This is a genomic window from Salinigranum salinum (assembly GCF_009176545.1).
Lineage (GTDB): Archaea > Halobacteriota > Halobacteria > Halobacteriales > Haloferacaceae > Salinigranum > Salinigranum salinum.
Genome location: NZ_VTOJ01000002.1, coordinates 799,040 through 815,613, shown reverse-complemented (window position 1 = coordinate 815,613; position 16,574 = coordinate 799,040). Strand labels below are relative to the sequence as shown.

Annotated in this window: 15 protein-coding genes; 8 read left to right on the top strand and 7 right to left on the bottom strand. The window is 68.8% G+C overall.

Annotated features, from left to right (window positions below):
- The first annotated feature begins 100 nt into the window (after positions 1-100).
- Positions 101-553, top strand: a complete 453-nt coding sequence (locus FZP69_RS15585; protein ID WP_152042308.1) for a YbhB/YbcL family Raf kinase inhibitor-like protein — start codon at positions 101-103, stop codon at positions 551-553.
- A gap of 273 nt (positions 554-826) precedes the next feature.
- On the opposite strand, the gene FZP69_RS15580 is transcribed toward FZP69_RS15585, so the two are convergent.
- Both FZP69_RS15580 and FZP69_RS22665 read right to left on the bottom strand, forming a co-directional pair.
- Positions 827-1,462, bottom strand: a complete 636-nt coding sequence (locus tag FZP69_RS15580; RefSeq protein ID WP_152042307.1) for a DUF6338 family protein — start codon at positions 1,460-1,462, stop codon at positions 827-829.
- Positions 1,463-1,469: 7 nt separating this feature from the next.
- Positions 1,470-1,616, bottom strand: coding sequence for a hypothetical protein (locus tag FZP69_RS22665; RefSeq protein ID WP_192918606.1), 147 nt, complete (start codon positions 1,614-1,616; stop codon positions 1,470-1,472).
- Between the two features lie 192 nt (positions 1,617-1,808).
- Between FZP69_RS22665 and FZP69_RS15575 the strand changes: the two genes are divergently transcribed.
- Both FZP69_RS15575 and FZP69_RS15570 read left to right on the top strand, forming a co-directional pair.
- Entirely contained in the window at positions 1,809-2,336 is a 528-nt protein-coding gene (locus FZP69_RS15575) for a phosphopantetheine adenylyltransferase (RefSeq protein ID WP_152042306.1), read from the top strand.
- A 599-nt stretch (positions 2,337-2,935) separates the two neighbouring features.
- Positions 2,936-3,721 carry an SDR family NAD(P)-dependent oxidoreductase gene (locus FZP69_RS15570; RefSeq protein ID WP_152042305.1) on the top strand — a complete coding sequence of 262 codons (786 nt, stop codon included), beginning with the start codon at positions 2,936-2,938 and terminating at the stop codon, positions 3,719-3,721.
- Between the two features lie 80 nt (positions 3,722-3,801).
- Here the strand turns inward: FZP69_RS15570 and FZP69_RS15565 are convergent, their stop codons facing one another.
- Positions 3,802-4,983 carry an MFS transporter gene (locus FZP69_RS15565; protein WP_192918605.1) on the bottom strand — a complete coding sequence of 394 codons (1,182 nt, stop codon included), beginning with the start codon at positions 4,981-4,983 and terminating at the stop codon, positions 3,802-3,804.
- Positions 4,984-5,218: 235 nt separating this feature from the next.
- Between FZP69_RS15565 and FZP69_RS15560 the strand changes: the two genes are divergently transcribed.
- Both FZP69_RS15560 and FZP69_RS15555 read left to right on the top strand, forming a co-directional pair.
- Positions 5,219-6,016 (top strand): HpcH/HpaI aldolase family protein, encoded by a 798-nt coding sequence (locus FZP69_RS15560; RefSeq protein ID WP_152042303.1) that lies wholly within the window; start codon positions 5,219-5,221, stop codon positions 6,014-6,016.
- A gap of 698 nt (positions 6,017-6,714) precedes the next feature.
- Complete coding sequence (locus tag FZP69_RS15555; protein ID WP_152042302.1) at positions 6,715-7,758, top strand: zinc-dependent alcohol dehydrogenase; 1,044 nt, start codon at positions 6,715-6,717, stop codon at positions 7,756-7,758.
- Between the two features lie 155 nt (positions 7,759-7,913).
- Here FZP69_RS15555 and FZP69_RS15550 read toward each other — a convergent pair whose 3' ends face one another.
- Positions 7,914-8,678 (bottom strand): IclR family transcriptional regulator, encoded by a 765-nt coding sequence (locus FZP69_RS15550; protein WP_152043407.1) that lies wholly within the window; start codon positions 8,676-8,678, stop codon positions 7,914-7,916.
- A 258-nt stretch (positions 8,679-8,936) separates the two neighbouring features.
- Entirely contained in the window at positions 8,937-10,130 is a 1,194-nt protein-coding gene (locus FZP69_RS15545; protein WP_152042301.1) for an iron-containing alcohol dehydrogenase, read from the bottom strand.
- 190 nt (positions 10,131-10,320) lie between these two features.
- On the opposite strand from FZP69_RS15545, the gene FZP69_RS15540 reads away from it, so the two are divergent.
- Entirely contained in the window at positions 10,321-10,830 is a 510-nt protein-coding gene (locus FZP69_RS15540; protein ID WP_152042300.1) for an LUD domain-containing protein, read from the top strand.
- Complete coding sequence (locus tag FZP69_RS15535) at positions 10,827-13,025, top strand: LUD domain-containing protein (RefSeq protein ID WP_152042299.1); 2,199 nt, start codon at positions 10,827-10,829, stop codon at positions 13,023-13,025. Before FZP69_RS15540 ends, FZP69_RS15535 begins: the two co-directional genes overlap by 4 nt.
- Before the next feature lie 90 nt (positions 13,026-13,115).
- On the opposite strand, the gene FZP69_RS15530 is transcribed toward FZP69_RS15535, so the two are convergent.
- Together FZP69_RS15530 and FZP69_RS15525 are read right to left on the bottom strand one after the other, a co-directional pair.
- Positions 13,116-13,463, bottom strand: a complete 348-nt coding sequence (locus tag FZP69_RS15530; protein ID WP_152042298.1) for a cupin domain-containing protein — start codon at positions 13,461-13,463, stop codon at positions 13,116-13,118.
- A 98-nt stretch (positions 13,464-13,561) separates the two neighbouring features.
- The gene (locus tag FZP69_RS15525; RefSeq protein WP_152042297.1) at positions 13,562-14,668 is read right to left on the bottom strand and encodes a mandelate racemase/muconate lactonizing enzyme family protein; all 1,107 of its coding nucleotides are present in this window, start codon (positions 14,666-14,668) and stop codon (positions 13,562-13,564) included.
- 598 nt (positions 14,669-15,266) lie between these two features.
- Between FZP69_RS15525 and FZP69_RS15520 the strand changes: the two genes are divergently transcribed.
- Positions 15,267-16,559 carry a DUF362 domain-containing protein gene (locus tag FZP69_RS15520; protein ID WP_152042296.1) on the top strand — a complete coding sequence of 431 codons (1,293 nt, stop codon included), beginning with the start codon at positions 15,267-15,269 and terminating at the stop codon, positions 16,557-16,559.
- Positions 16,560-16,574: the final 15 nt, after the last annotated feature.

Genomic DNA, 16,574 nt, shown 5'->3' with positions numbered 1-16,574 from the left:
TCGATGCGACAGGAGTGCAAAAAAGCGTTCCCGTCCGTCGGCCCCGTCGTGACAGCGAGAAAACATTCATACGTGTCGGAGTCGAACTGATCCGGGAGGGATGACGCTCACACTCACGAGTCCGGCGTTCGCGGACGATGAGACGATCCCGCGACGGTACGGCTACACGGAAGAGAACGTCAATCCACCGTTGACCATCGGTGGCGTCCCCGACGCGACCGAGTCGCTGGCGCTGGTGGTCGACGACCCCGACGCCGTCGAACCCGCGGGGACGGTCTGGGACCACTGGGTGGTCTGGAACATCCCGCCGGAGACGCGTGAGATACCCGAGGCGTGGAACGCCGCGGACGTAGTCGAGGGGCAGAACGACTACGGGGAGCGTGGGTACGGTGGCCCGAACCCGCCGGACCGCGAGCACACGTATCGGTTCCTGCTGTACGCGCTCGATACGGTGCTGTCACTCGATCCCGGGGCGACGAAGGACGAACTCCAGCAGGCGATGGAGGAGAGCCTCCTGGAGGAAGCCCTGCTCGAAGGGACGTACGCGCCGTGACCTCCCCTCGACCGTAGAACGCGCTCCCTCTCGGGAGTGTGGCCGAGGCCGGGCCGATCTCCGGTTCGCCGATCGCTGCCCGCGACGACGGCAGGGCCGACCGCCGCCCGAGGAACCGGTGTCGGGCTTCCCGATGCGAGCCTGTGTCGGGGTTCCCGTTGCGAGCCGGTGTCGGCACGCCTCCATCCGTCGTCGACGGAGCGGTTCACGCCGGTTCGTTCGACCGAACCAGGCAACGAGCCACCGAGCGGGCTCGGGTCCGGGACCGTCGTCTCAGAACTGTTCTCGGTCTTCGATCCGACTGCGGACGGTTATCATGCGGATCTCGTCCTCGAACAGCAGCACGGCGTCGTCGCCGGCGTCGACGAGCTCGCCGCGGGACGGGTCGTACCACTGTGGGAACCGGAGGACGAGCTCTTTGGGCTTGTCGAGTCGGCTGTACTCGCTCACGCGGCCGACGACGATCCGGTCGTCGCCGGTGTCCACGCGGACGATGTCCGCGTGTTTGAGCACTTCCTCCCACGGCTGTCCCGGGTACCGATACTTGGTACTGCGATCCCAGACGAGCTGCCGCAGTCTCCCGGTCACGTCGTAGATCACCGCGCCGGAGTACAGCAGACCGAAGACGACGGACAGCGCCAACAGCCCGAGGACGAGATCCGGCCGAAACTGTGGGGTGAAGAACACGCTCTCTGCGGTATCCACGTCCTCGATCGGGCCGGACACGACCTGATACAGCCCGAAGAACACGGCGTCGATGACGATACTCGAGACGAGGCTGACGACGAGCATCATCGAATCGGTGAGCGAGCTCTCGATGACCCCGATCCAGATCGCGAGCTGGACCGCGATGAGGCCCGGCACGACCAGCAGGATCCACAGCGTGATGTCCTCGGGAACGAACGCCATCGTACGATTACTCCTCGACGTGACTCCCCGAGCCGTCGGTGCCGTCCTCGTCGGGTCGGAGGTGTGGTGGGATGTAGCCCACGCCGAGCGTTCCGATCAATCTCTTGACCTCCGCCCGTTCGTCTTCACCTCGTCGCGGCTCCGCGGCAGCCATGAGCTGTTGGGTGTGTCTCCGTCGTTCCGAGATCGATTCGTTCCGTGCGCTCCGTCCCGTCGTTTCAACTGACTGCTACTTATTCTTTTTTCCGGTTCGACGGATCGTCGTCTCCGCGCGTACTCGGAACGTCGTCGCGATCGACTGCCCGCTGCCTGTACATATAGGTGGATCGGGGGTGAACGCCGACACGTGACACGAACCGACCGCACGGCGATCCTCGGCGGGACATTCACCCCCGTCCACAACGGCCACCGGGCGCTCCTGCACGAGGCGTTCCAGACGGCCAGCCACGACGGTCCCGGCGACGGCCACGTGATCGTCGGGCTGACGTCGACGGCGCTCGCGGAGGAGACGCGGAGCGATCCGGCGCACGCCGAACTCCTCGGCCCCTTCGCGGAGCGACGCGACGCGCTCGCGACCGAACTCGACCGGATCGCCGACGCGTACACGGCCTCGCACGAGATCATCGAACTCACCGACACGGAAGGTCCCGCCGCCACCCGCGAGGACGTCGACGCGCTCGTCGTCTCTCCGGAGGCGAAGGCCCAGCGCCGCGCGTACGAACTCAACCAGCACCGGGTCGAGCACGGCCGTCGACCGCTCGAGGTCCACACCCCCCCGTTCGTCATCGCCGAGGACGGCGAGCGGATCAGCAGCACCCGCATCCGAAACGGCGAGATCGACGTCCACGGTCGCGTCCTGGCCGACGAGGCGTAGCGACGTGGCCGGCTCGTTCCGACGTGCGACGGACGCGCACCGAAGGGGTCGCGACCCTGTCGAACACGGACACCGATCGGGTCGTGGTCGGCCCCGTGACCAGTCCGACCCTGGTCTCTGCGATCACCTCGGTCGTCGGCCGACTGGACGGGTCGAGCGGCCGTTCGATCGACTTAATCAACAGAAGTAACTATATACTACGGGACGCTCGGATGCCCTTCGATATCTCGAGCGATGTGTCGGCTTATCCGTCCGATTGGAGCCTGAAACCCCGTTTATTGGTACTTTGAATCGCCCCCTCGACCGTTTCTCGCGATTCGGGCGCTCCGATTCGACGATCTCTCATATCGCTTGAGATCGGTTCAAACCGGCTATTCGGAGAGCCAGATACCGAACGGTCGACGAGACCCCGTCGTGGCGAGGTATCTCGACTCGTATCTAAATATACAATTATTTATATCAATTTGTACAAGGACCGCCCGCCACCGTCCGACTCCGTTCACCACCCGAGTCGCGGTCCACCACCCGGTTCCCGACACGGTCGATCTCACGCGTGGGGTCAACATTGATGTGGGGCGGCCCTGTAGCGCAGTCCAGTCATGGGGAGTGTTACGTACGACTTCGCTGGAGAGACCGTGATCGTCACCGGCGGGAGTTCCGGTATCGGCCGAGCCGTCGCCCTCGCGTTCGGCGGGGCCGGCGCGACGGTGATCAACGCGGACGTCCGGCGCGATCCGAAGGACGTCGACGCCGACACGCCGACCGACGAGGCCGTCGACGCGACTGCGGGGCGGGGGGAGTACGTCGAGACCGACGTCTCCGACCCCGCCGCGCTCTCGGCAGTCGTCGAGGCCGCCCACGAGTTCGGCGGCGTCGACGTGATGGTGAACAACGCGGGGTGGTACAATCAGGCGTCGCTCTTCGAGACCGCCCCCGAGGAGTTCGAGCGCATCCACGCGATCAACGCCGGCGGGGCGTTCTTCGGCTGTCGGGCGGCCGCGGCGGACATGATCGATCGCGGGGTCGCGGGCACCATCGTCAACACCGCGTCGATCAGTTCGAGCCACGCCCAGCGGGACCAGATCTCCTACGACGCGACAAAGGGTGGGGTCAAGATGATCACCCGGGGAGCCGCGCTCGAACTCGCCGACCACGGGATCCGGGTGAACGCCGTCGCACCCGGGCAGATCGCCACGGAGTTCGGCACCTCCGTCGCCGAGAAGGAAGCCGCGGTCGACGCCGGCGACATGGCGAAGCCGATCCCGCTCGACCGGCTCGGCACCCCCGACGACGTCGCCGGGGCCGTGCTGTTCCTCGCGAGCGACGCCGCCGGCTACGTCACCGGCGAGCTGTTCTACGTGGACGGCGGGTGGCAGATCTACTGAGAGAGGGCGCGTCTCCCGACCGTCGCCGCAGTTCCGATCTGCTCCGTGTCTTGGAAACGATCACGCCCCGTCGCCGGCGGTCACTGTCCCGTCGTCGGCGGTCGTTCCCGTCCCGTGTCCATGCGGCGGCGGGTCGTCCCGACGACGACCACGAAGCCGACGAGGAACAGTGGTAGGAGCCACAGCCCCCGTGCGATGCCGGCCCGGGCCGCGATCACACCGACGGCGACGGGAGCGGTCGCGATACCGGTGAAGCCGGCGGCCGTCGCGATGGCGTTCACGGGGCCGCTGAACGCGGGTGCGGCGTCCACGCCGACGGCCGACAGCGTCGGGAAGATCCCCGAGACGCACGCGCCGAGCAGGAACGCGGTCCCGAACAGCGCCAGTCGCCCCTCGACGAGGGTCAAGACGACGACGAGCGGCGCTGCCGCGCCGGCGACGCAGAGCACGAGCGTCGACGGCTCGATCCGTTCGACGAGGTGGCTGTACACCAGACGGGCGGGTGCGTACGCGAGGAGATACGCGAACAGGAGCAGCGAGCCGTCGGCGAGGCCGGCGTGGGTGGCCGCGAAGTACGGGAGCCAGGTGAAGAGGCTCCCCTCGACGCCGCCGCTGAGCACGAGCCCGCCCGTCATCCCCGCGACGGCGGGCCGGCGGACGACGGTACGGAGCTTCGCCACGGAGAGCGGACGTTCGGCGGCGACCGACGCCGGCAGGTCGAGGCTCCCGAGCAGGACGACCGCGGGCAGGAACGCCACCCCGAGGCCGAGGTAGGCGTACCGCCAGTCGCCGAGGTCGACGGCGACCGAGGCGACGAGCGGTCCCGTCGCCGCCCCGAGCGCCCAGACGACGGCGTACCGGTTGAACACGCGCGCCCGTGAGTCCGGGTAGAGGTGTCCGAGGACCGCCCGATCGAGCGCACGGAACGGCCCCGTGGCGACGCCACGGACGAACAGCGCACCGAGGAGCACGGCGAAGGAAGGGGCGAGGCCGACGGCGAGCACGCTCACACCCACGAGCGCGGCGGACGCGAGCAGTGCCAGCCGGATGTCGAGTCGGCCGGCGACGAACCCGACCGCGAGCACCGAGAGGACGAATCCGGCGGTGCCGGCGGTGGCGACGAGCCCGAGCAGTTCGGTCGACGTCGCGAACGTCCGCTGGATGCTCGGCAGGAGCGGACCACGCAGCTGGAAGCCGACCGCCTCCGTCGCGACGAACAGGAGAATGGCGACGGTCCAGACCCGCTTCGAGCGCGTGTTCACGTCCGGGACGTCACGGCAGAGCCTCAAGACTCTTCGCGCCGTGGCAACCGCTTCTGGCGAGCGTCTCCGACGGCTCGTCGGTTCGCGCTGGGACCGCCCGGACCACCCGGACGACCCGAACGAGGGCGTGTCTTTATCGGCGCTGGGGTCGTCGCCCACGACGGACAACGATGTACGCGACGGCCACCAGTGCGACGGAACGGATCCACGACGATCGAGTCGGGGAGACGAACGGATGAACCGCGGCCTGAAGTCGGCCTTCGAGCGTGGAGACGATCCGCTCGGCACGTGGCTCTCGATCGGACACCCTGTCGTCGCCGAGGTGAGCGCCCTCGGGGGGTTCGACTTCCTCCTCCTCGACACCGAACACACCTCGATCTCGCTGGAGACCGTCGAGAACATGGTGCGTGCGGTCGAGGCCACGGAGGGGAGAACCGAGATGGTCGTCCGCGTCCCCGCCAACGACCCCGTGCGCATCAAGCGCGTCCTCGACATCGGCGCGCCGGGGATCATGGTCCCGATGATCGAGTCGGCCACGGACGCCCGCGCGTTCGTCGAGGCGACCCGGTATCCGCCCGACGGTGTCAGGGGCATCGCGACGGGACGGGCCACGGCGTACGGACGGGAGTTCCGGCGCTACGTCGCCGAGGTGAACGACCGACTCCTGCGGATCGTCCAGATCGAGAACCGGGCGGGGCTCGAGAACGCCGAGGAGATCGCCGCCGTCGACGGCGTCGACGCGCTGTTCGTCGGCCCGGCCGACCTCTCGGGAGCGCTCGGCGTCTTCGCCGAGTGGGACGCCGACGATCTGACCGCGGCGATGGAGCGCGTCGTCGACGCGGGACGGGCGGCGGGCGTGCCCGTCGGGACGCTCACCGTCGACCCCGACGACATCGAGATGCGACTCGACCAGGGGTTCGACTTCCTCGTCGTCGGGAAGGACACGGCCAGCCTCCTCGTGACGCACGAGCAGCTGCGGGCCCGGTACGACGCGGCCCGGTCGCCCGACGGTGAGGCCGACGACGGGCCCTGATCGGTCGGTCGGCGGCCTGCGACGTCACGTGACCCGACGTACCCTGCCGTCCCCCGAGATGAACTGACTGGCCCTGTCGCGGCCGACGACCGGGGCGGTCCCACGGGGGCCGGTTCCGGCCGGAGCGATCCCGGTGTTCACTCTCGGCGAACGGACTCGCACCACACGACCGGACTCGCACGCCTGTCTCGGCCACTCTGTCGCGGTCGATCGGCCGATTCGGGCTCTCGATCCGTCCGTCTGTCCGTCCGCGTCCGACGGACGGCCTCCCGCCGCCCGCGACTGCCGGTCGCCCGGACGTCCTCGGGGACGGGATCGACGTCACAGCCGTATGCCTGTAACGTCCTGGTACTTGCTCACACACCGTCTTCGGACCGTCTCTCGGCGGGTCGCACTGCCGTCTCGGAGCGAGTCGTTGGCCGTCCGTGGCGGCGACGTATCTGACGACGCGACGGGACGGCACACGGTCGAACCGACGGTGAGTCCTGTGCGACAGTCTCGCACGCTTACGCCGACCGTTCGACTCCCGTCGGGCCCGTTCGGACTCGCTTCGCTCGTCCTCGCTCCTCCGACGTAGTCACGCTCACGCTCGCTGACGCTCGCGTGACTCCCGACGCTCCGGTCCATCGCTCGCCGGTGCTCGCCGATGCCGTCGCGAACCCCCTGCGGTTATATGCGTCGGTTGACGAGGAGGTGGCATGCGTGGAATCGCAAAAGTTGATCGCACACGAGGTGCGCTCGAACTCGTCGACCGCCCACGACCCGAACCGGCGGCCGACGAGGCGCTCGTCGAGGTCGACTACGCGGGCCTCTGTGGCAGCGACGCGGGCATCTACAAGTTCAAGTCGGCGTTCGAGCGGATGAGCCTCCCGACGGTCATCGGCCACGAGTACGCGGGCCGGGTCGTCGAGGTCGGCGCGAACGTGACCCGGTTCGAGGCCGGTGACCGCGTGGTCGAGCGACCGATCCGTGGCTGCGGGGAGTGTTACCAGTGTGAAATCGGCGAATCGAACGTCTGCCGGGACGCGGTCATCACCGGCGTCGACCACGACGGCGCGTGGGAGGAGTACATCGCCGTCCCCGAGCGGGCGCTCCACCCCGTCCCCGACGACGTCGACCAGAAGCAGGCCGCGATCGTCGAACCGACGAGCATCGGGGCCCGCGCGGTCATCGAGAACTCCCGCGTCAGTGCCGGCGACCGTGTCCTCGTCGAGGGGCCCGGCCCGATCGGACTGCTCACGGCCCAGATCGCCGCCGCGCAGGGTGGCGAGGTCGTCGTCTCCGGCGTCGGCCAGGACGCCGACTACCGCCTGCCGCTCGCGGAGAAACTGGGCTTCGAGACGGTCGACGTCGCGACCGACGGCCTCGCCGCACGCCGTGACGAACACACCGATGGGATCGGCTACGACGTCGTCTTCGACACGACCGGCCACCCGTCGGGCCTGACGACCGCCGTCGACCAGGTCCGCAAGGGCGGCCAAATCGTGCTCGTGGGGCAGACCGGCGAGACCACGATGGAGTACTCGCCGCTCGTCCGCGCCGAGATCGACCTCCAGTGTTCGTACGCGTCGATGTACGACGACTTCGAGCGCTCCCTGCGGCTGATCCGCCGCGGCGACGTCGACACGGCGACGTTCGTCGACGACCGGTTCTCGCTCCTCGACGTCGACGAGGCGTTCGAGACGTTCCTCGCCGGCGGGACCTGCAAGCCGGTGTTCGACGTCTCGGAGCTCCGGTCGTAGCTGTCGACGAGTCCGGTCGTAGCTGTCGACGAGTCCGGTCGTCGCTGTCGACGAGTCCGGTCGTCGCTGTCGTCGATTCTCGCTACTGTCGTCGCCGACGGTTCCGTCGGTCTCCCGACGGGTGACCGACCTCTCCACGACTGTCGGCGACCCGGTTACGAGTACGTGATGTTGAGCTCGATGACGTTGGCGGCGCTCCGGAGTCGCTCGGGCAGTTCCGACTCGAACCGCTCGCCCTGCATCCGGCTCGTGGGACCCGAGACGCTGAGGGCACCCTCGACGCGGCTGCTGTTGCTCAGGATCGGCACCGCGACGCAGCGGAGCCCGCTGAGGCGTTCCTCCCGGTCGAACGCGACCCCCCGTTTACGTATCTCCGACAGCTCCTCGAACAGCGCGTCGCGCTCCGTGATCGTCTGCTCCGTCTTCTCGGGGAGCCCGTGACGGTCGAGGATCTCGTGGACCCGGCTCTCGGGGAGGTGGGCGAGGATCGCCTTCCCCATCGCCGTGCTGTGCAGGTACACCCTGACACCGGTGTAACAGTCGACGCGCACCGCGTCGGCCCCGGCCTCGCGGTGGATGTAGACGCCGCGGCCGTGGTCCTCGACGAGGAGGTTCGCCAGTTCGCCCGTCTCCTCGGCCAGACTCCTGACCTCGGGTTTCGCCACCTCGTACACCGGCATGGTGTGGCGAGCGTACGACCCGAGGTCGAGAAACCGCAGTCCGACACGGTAGGTGTTTCCGTCCTTGGTGACGTACTCCTCCTGTTCGAGGGTACTGAGGTAGTTGTGGACGCTGCTCTTCGGGAGGTCGAGGTGGTCGGCGAGCTCCGTCACACCCGCACCGTCGAGTTCTTTGAGCGCTTCGACGACCCGGAGCGTCGTCTGTGTCGTCTTCACCGGGTTCTTGGCTCTCCGTCCCAGGCCTGCCATGGTTTCACACGTTACGGTCTTTACATAAACTCTTTGTTCGTCCTGACGGACTCTCCGTTCGTCCGATCCGTCTGGCGTTCCGTCACTGGCACTCTTCCGTTCAGTCCTGTCGAACAGGGCCGTCTCGGCTCCCGAGGGGGACGTCGGTCCGGTGCCGAGGATCGAACGCGCCGCTCCGCGATCGCTCTCGGACACGCCGAGCCGTAGCTGACTACCGGACGTGCCGTGTCGAATCCGCTCGGCACGCTCTCAGTACGCGTCCTCGAACAGGCCGACGACGTCGTCGTGGCTCATCGCCCGCGGGTTCCGATCGATGTTGTGCTCGGAGTACTCGAAGCAGACGTCGGCGAACGCGTCGAACTCGGCGGTGTCGATCTCCCCGAGTTCGCGGATCCGGTTCGGGATGCCGATGTCCTCGTTGAGCGCCTTCACCGCGTCGACGCTCTTGTACGCCACGTCGAGCGTCGTCTCGCCGGGGGCACGCTCCATCCCGAGGAGACGCGCGATCTCCGCGAACCGCTCCGGTTCGGCGGGGACGTTGTACGCCATGACGTGCGGGAGCAACACCGCGTTCGCCAGCCCGTGGCCGAGCCCGTACTCGACGGCCAGCGGGTAGGTGAGCGCGTGGACGGCCCCCAGACCTGAGTTGACGAACGCCTGGCCGGCCACCGTCGCCGCGAAACTCGTGTTGTAGCGCGCCCGATCGTTGTGTGGCCCCTGGTGGACCGCCGCGCGGAGGTTCTCGCCGAGGAGTTCGATCGCCTGCCGGGCGAGGCCGTCCGTGTAGGGCGTGCGGAGCACCGTGACGTACGCCTCGATCGCGTGGGTGAGCGCGTCCATGCCGGTCGCGGCGGCGACCCCCGGCGGGAGTGACTCGGTGAGCGCGGGGTCGACGATGGCGAGGTCGGCGAACAGGTGCTCGGAGTAGACGACGACCTTGTTCCCGCCGTCGGCCTCGTCGGCGAAGACGCCGATGTGCGTGACCTCGCTCCCGGTCCCCGCCGTCGTCGGCAACAGGGCCAGCGGCAGGCCGCCGCCCGGGACGTTCCCCATGCCGACCATCTCTCGGATCGGGACGTCGTGTACGGCGAGCACCGACGCGAGCTTCGCCGTGTCCATGCTGCTCCCCCCGCCGACGCCGACGACCAGGTCGAACGCCCCGTCTCCGGCGACCGCTGCGGCGTCTTCGGCCATCGAGAGCTTCGGCTCCGGCTTCACGCCGTCGAAGACGGTCACGTCGGCACCGCCCCGTTCGAGCGCCGCGAGGACCGGCTCGGTCGCACCGGCGGCGACGATGTCCGCGTCCGTCACGACGAGCGCGCGGTCGATTGAGCGCTCGGAGACGAACGACGCGAGTTCGTCGGTCGCGCCCATCCCGTACGAGACGGTGTTCGGTGACTGAATGTGGTACGTCTCGGCGATCGACTCGACGCCGTCTGTCATACCAGTACCCTCCTCGTGGGAGCGTCTAATACCCTTGGGCTGTGGCTCCGACGCTCGACGGGCCGGGGCACGAGCCCTGGCGACCGGCGACGCGCGTCGGTCGGCCGTCGAGACCGAACTGGGCGAATCCGGCCGTAACCGCCCGTCTCCGGAGGCAAACGTTAACTCGCTCCGGTCGTGACCCACGTGTATGGCCGCCGAATCGATGGACGCGCTCGAAGCGTCGTTACAGCGACAGGGAACAGAGTTGACACGGACGACGGGCAACGAGTTCGCGACGACGCTGGCGGACGCCGTCGTCGAACCCGCCGTCGGGACCGATCTCTCGGCGCTGGGACTCTCGTACGGTGACGCGCCCGTGACGGTCGACCCGACGCCGAAAGAGCTACTCGCCGCACACACTGGCGTCACCGACGTCCGCCACGCCATCGCCTCCTACGGAACGCTCGCGCTCCCTTCCGACGCACGAGGAACCGAACCGGTGAGCCTCTACCCCGAGCGCCACGTCGCCGTCGTCCCCGAGAGCGTCGTCGTGCCGGACGTCGCGACGGCGCTAGACCGCGTCGGCGACGACTTCGATGTGGGCGACGACAGCCTCGTCCTCGCCACCGGACCGAGCGCCACCGGCGACATGGGCGCGCTCGTCTACGGCGTCCACGGACCGACGGAGATCCACGTCGTCCTCGTGACCGACCGATGAGCGACGCGAAGCAGAAGGCGGCGAAGATCCGCCACCTCCTCGAGACCGAGCGCGACACCGTCCGCGAGAACACGACGCACATGAACCGCGAGCGGTACGCGGCCATCGAGCGGTACGAGACGTACGAGGACGCCCGAACCGAGGCCCGGGCCACCAAGGAGGCGGCGATCGCGAACCTGCCCGAGCTCATCGAACAGGCGCGCGAGAGCGTCGAGGCGAACGGCGGGACCGTCTACGTCGCCGACGACGCCGCCGACGCGAACCGCCACATCGAGGGCCTCATGGCCGACGCCGACGCGGAGACGCTCGTCAAGAGCAAGTCGATGACCACGGAGGAGCTCGAGCTCAACCACCACCTCGAGGGCGCGGGGTACGACGTGTACGAGACCGACCTCGGCGAGTTCGTGGTGCAGGTCGCCGACGAGGCCCCCTCGCATCTCGTGGGACCGTCGCTGCACAAGTCGACCGGCGAGATCGCGGAACTGTTCAACGCCCACTTCGACCTCGACGAGGAGCTCGAAACCGCCGAACAGCTCACGGCCTTCGCCCGTGACTACCTCCTCGAGCGCATCGTCGAGGCCGACGTTGGTATGACCGGCGCGAACTTCGTCCTCGCCGAGAGCGGGAGCATCGTCCTCGTCACCAACGAGGGCAACGCCCGCAAGTGTGCGGTCACGCCCGACACCCACATCGCGGTCGCGGGCGTCGAGAAGCTCCTCCCCTCGATCGACCAGCTCGAACCGTTCACCGAGCTCATCGCCCGCGCCGCGACCGGCCAGGACTTCCCGCAGTACCTCTCGGTCTTCACGCCGCCGGTCGACTCCCCGACGCTCGACTTCGACCGGGAGACGCCGCTCTCGGAGACCGACGGCGATCGCGACTTCCACCTCGTCCTCGTCGACAACGGTCGGTTCGACATGCGCGACGACCCCGAACTGAAGGAGACGCTCTACTGCATTCGGTGTGGGGCGTGTGCCAACACCTGCGCGAACTTCCAGCACGTCGGCGGCCACGCCTTCGGCGGCGAGACCTACTCGGGCGGGATCGCCACCGGCTGGGAGGCCGGCATCGAGGGGCTCGACGTCGCCGCGGAGTTCAACGACCTCTGCACGGGCTGTTCCAGCTGTGTCAACGCCTGTCCCGTCAAGATCGACATCCCGTGGATCAACACCGTGGTCCGCGACCGCATCAACCGCGGCGAGGACACCGAACTCGACTGGCTCGTCGACGGGCTGACGCCCGACGCGGAGAGCGAGGGACTCAGCCTCCAGAAGCGCGTCTTCGGCAACTTCGAGACGCTCGCGAAGCTCGGGAGCGCGACCGCGCCCCTGTCGAACCGGCTGGCGAGCCTCGGCCCTGTTCGACGGCTCATGGAGCGGACCGTCGGGATCGACCGCCGGCGCGACCTGCCGACGTTCGAGCGTCAGACCTTCCGGCAGTGGTTCGCCGCCCGCGGCGGCTCACAGGTCGCAAGCGCCGAGCGGACGGCCGTCCTCTACGCCGACCCCTACACGAACTACGCGATGGTCGACCGGGGGAAGGCGGCGGTTCGAACCCTGGAGGCGCTCGGCGTCGAGGTCCTGGTCCCCGAAGTCCCCGAGAGCGGCCGGGCGCCGCTCTCGCAGGGGATGGTGTCGACGGCCGACGCCCGCGCCAGCGCGGTGTACGCCGCGCTCGCCGAGCACGTCGACGCCGGGCACGACGTCGTCGTGATCGAACCCTCCGACCTGGCGATGTTCCGCCGCGAGTACGAGAAACTGCTCCCCGAGGCGTCGTTCGAGCGGCTCTCGGCGTCGAGCTACGAGGTGCTGGAGTACGTCTACGGTCTGCTGGAGAACGGGGCCGACGCCGACGCGCTCGCCGACGGGGACGGTCGAAAGCTCGCGTACCACAGCCACTGTCAGCAGCGTACGCTGGGGCTGGACGACCACACCGAGGCAGTACTCCGCGACCGCGGCTTCGACGTCGTCAGCTCCGAGGTGGAGTGTTGCGGGATGGCCGGCTCGTTCGGCTACAAGACCGAGTACTACGAACTCAGCATGGACGTCGGGTCGGACCTCGCCGACGAGTTCGCCGACCACCCCGACCGCGAGACGGTCGCCAGCGGCACCTCCTGTCTCGAACAGCTGGACGCGCTGTTCGACGACGAGAGCCGCCACCCCGTCGAACTCCTCGACCCGCACGCAGGGCGCTGACGCCGCGGTCTCTCTCTCTGCCGACGCGGCGGCTCCACTCCCTGACGCGCCGACCTACACGGCCCGTCTCCGCCGACAGCGACGGTCGACTCAGAGGTGGTCGAACCGTTCGCGGTACTCCTCGCGGGCCGGCGTGAACACGTCGATCGCCACCGCCGGCTCGTCGCCGCCGATCACGCCGTGTTCGTGGCCCGGCGGGACGTAGTAGCCGTCCCCCCGTTCGACCGTGCGCTCCTCGTCGCCGGTGAACGTGAACGATCCCTCGGCGACGTAGCCCGCCTGCTCGTGTGGGTGGTCGTGGACGCGGAGCGTCGCGCCCGGCGCGATGTCGACCCGGACGACCATCAGCTCGTCACTGCTCACGAGCGGCCGCAGTTCGATCCCCTCGTCGGGTTCGTACGCCTCGACGATCGCCGACGGCTGGACGGTGAGTGCCATGACGCGACTTCACGCGACGAGGGGTAAACGTTTGCGGGCGGTGAAACCCTTTGCGGGCGGGTGTAGCGAGGATCGGCCCGCGTTGCCCCGACGGGAGCTCACTCGATCCGGAACGAGTCGAGGGCGTCGCGGTCGAGTTCGATGCCGTGACCGGGTCGGTCGGGAATCTCCAGAGTCCCGTCGGTTGGCTCCATCGGGTGGACGAGGACGTCGTCGAACGCCTTCACGTCGGAGTCGCGGTAGAAGTACTCCGCCCAGAGCCCGTTCTCGATCGCGCCGAGCAGGTGGACGTGGAGGTCCCAGTTGTAGTGGGGCGCGACGGGGACGTCGCGGGCCGCCGCCATATGCGCCACCCGCATCCACTCGGTGATCCCGCCGACCACGGTCGCGTCCGGCTGGACGATCTCGACCGCCCCCGCGTCGAGCAGATGCTGGAAGCCGTAGCGGTTGAACTCGAGTTCGCCCGCCGCCACCGGATACGAGAGCGCCGCGTTCACCTCGCTCATCAGGTCGATGCTGTCGGGCATCACCGGCTCTTCGATGAAGTACGGGTCGTACTCGCCGAAGGCACGACAGGCACGGACGGCCTCCTGCTTGTTCGACCACTTCCCGTTGGCGTCCATGAGGAGCGTCCTGTGGGGGCCGATGGCCTCACGGACGGTCCGGACCCGGTCGACTTCCGTCGCGAGCGACTCGCGTCCCACCTTCATCTTCACCACGTCGTGCCCGCGGTCGACGTACCGCTCCATCTCCTCGCGGAGTCCCTCGAGTCCCTTGGTGTCGCGGTAGTAGCCGCCGCTGGCGTACGCGGGGATCTCCTCCTTGCTCCCCCCGAGGAGCTTGTAGAGCGGCATTCCCGCGGCCGTGGCCTTGAGGTCCCACAGCGCGATGTCGACGATCGAGATGGCCCGGAGGACGACCCCCTTGCGCCCGATCTGGACGGTGCTGTCGAACATCTCGCGCCACAGTCGTTCGGTGTCGCGCGGATCCTCGCCCACCAGCATCGGCTCCAGCAACTCCGTGACGGCGTCGGCGATGAGCCCTGCCCCACCGTACCCCAGGGTGTATCCGAGCCCCTCGTCTCCCTCGTCGGTCCGGACGTAGACGATAGCGTGGTCGCGCTCCTCGACGATGCGGGTCGCGAACGCGACGGGTTCGGCGAGCGGGATCGAGACGGCGACGCTCTCTATCTCCGTGATCTCCATACGGAGTGGCCTCCGCACGAGAGTAAATCACTTTGGGTGGGTCGGGACGCTGTTCAGCTGAGAGAGCTCCGCTCTCTCTCTCTGACGCACCTCGTAGCCGACGTTGCACACGTCCGTCGGAGCAGTGTCGTCGTTCGTGACGAACCGCGGGTGCCGGCACGTCTCTCGGACCGCCCACGTGACCGACACGGGACACGCGGTCTCCGGAGAGTGAGAGCGTGAGCGACGGGACGGAGACCGCACGGTACCCGGGGCGTGGCGAGCCTCCCTCGTTCCTCCACGGCCGGTGTCTCAGCGATGGGGCCGGACAGACGGCTCGACGGACTCCTCGGTCGGTGGCTCGCGCACGGAGGCGCGAGCGGCACCTCGCGCGAGTCGCTCGCGTCGGTCGCTCCCGCGCGCCGACCGCACCCTCGAGGGGGCGCACGATGTCGCTCCGCCGTGGCCGCACCGCCGTGAACGAGAGTGCGTGGCCCCGCCGTGTCCGGCCGTCGTACGGTCTTCCTGCCGCCACGCTCGCCCCGGAGAGCCGATACGTTCCCACGTCGATCGGGACACACGTGGAACTATACGCCCGGCGCGCCTGCTCCCCACCGATATGGAGTTTCCCGACGCGGCCACCGTCGACACGGTCCTCCCGGACGTGACGCTCCCGACGTTCCACGAGGTCCACTACGACCCGCCGGCACCGACGCTCGACGACGTCACCGAGGCGACACGCACGGCGGTCGACGCGCTCTCGCTGTCGGACCTCCCGAGTGGCGCGACCGTCGCCGTGGGGCTCGGCAGCCGCGGGATCACGGACGTCGTTCCCGTCGCCCGCGCCGTCGTCGACGAGGTGCGCGACCGCGGGTTCGACCCGGTCGTCGTGCCCGCGATGGGGAGCCACGGCGGGGCGACGGCGGAGGGCCAGCGCAGGACGCTCGCGAGCCTCGGCCTCACCGAGGAGGCGATCGGCTGTCCCGTCGACGCCCGCATGGACGCCGAACGGATCGGCGAGTCGGTGCTCGGGAGCCCGGTGTACTTCTCGCGGGCGGCGCTCGACGCCGACGGGGTGGTCGTCGTCAACCGTGTCAAGGCCCACACCAACTTCGACGGGCCGTTCGAGAGCGGGCTCTGCAAGATGGCGACGGTCGGCCTCGGCAAGCAGGTCGGCGCGTCGGCCATCCACGAGCGGGCGACCGTCGACGGCTTCGTGACCACGATCGAGGCCGCCCTTGACGTCGTCCGCGCCGAGACGCCGTTCCTCGGCGGCATCGCGATCGTCGAGAACTTCCTCGACGAGACGGCCGCCGTCGAAGGCGTGTCGGCGACGGATCTGCCGGACGGCGAATTCGGCCTCCTCGAACGCGCGTACGACCACATGCCGACCCTGCCGTACGACGACCTCGACGTCCTCGTCGTCGACCGCATCGGCAAGGACGTCTCGGGCACCGGCATGGACACCAACGTCATCGGCCGCTACGACCTCCACGGCGTCGCGGACCCCGAGACGCCCGACATCGAGCGGATCGTCGTCCGCGGCCTCACGGAGACGACGCACGGCAACGGCCACGGCATCGGCCTCGCCGACCTCACGACGCGGGCTGTCGCGGACGAACTGGACCTCGAGCAGATGTACGCGAACGCGCTCACCAGCGGCTCGCACTCGAAGTCCCACCTGCCGGTCGTGCTCCCGACCGACCGCCACGCGCTGGTCGCAGCGGTCTCCGCCATCGGCCCGTACGACCCCGACACCGTCCGCATCGCGTGGGTCCGTGACACCGGCCACCTCTCCACCTTTCACGTCTCGCCGGCGCTCGCCCGCGAGACGGTCGAACACGTCACCGTCGGCGAGGCGAGACGGCTCGTGTTCGGAGACGCGGACGTGCGCTTCGAGCCGATCGAGTGAGGTGTTCCGACGGTC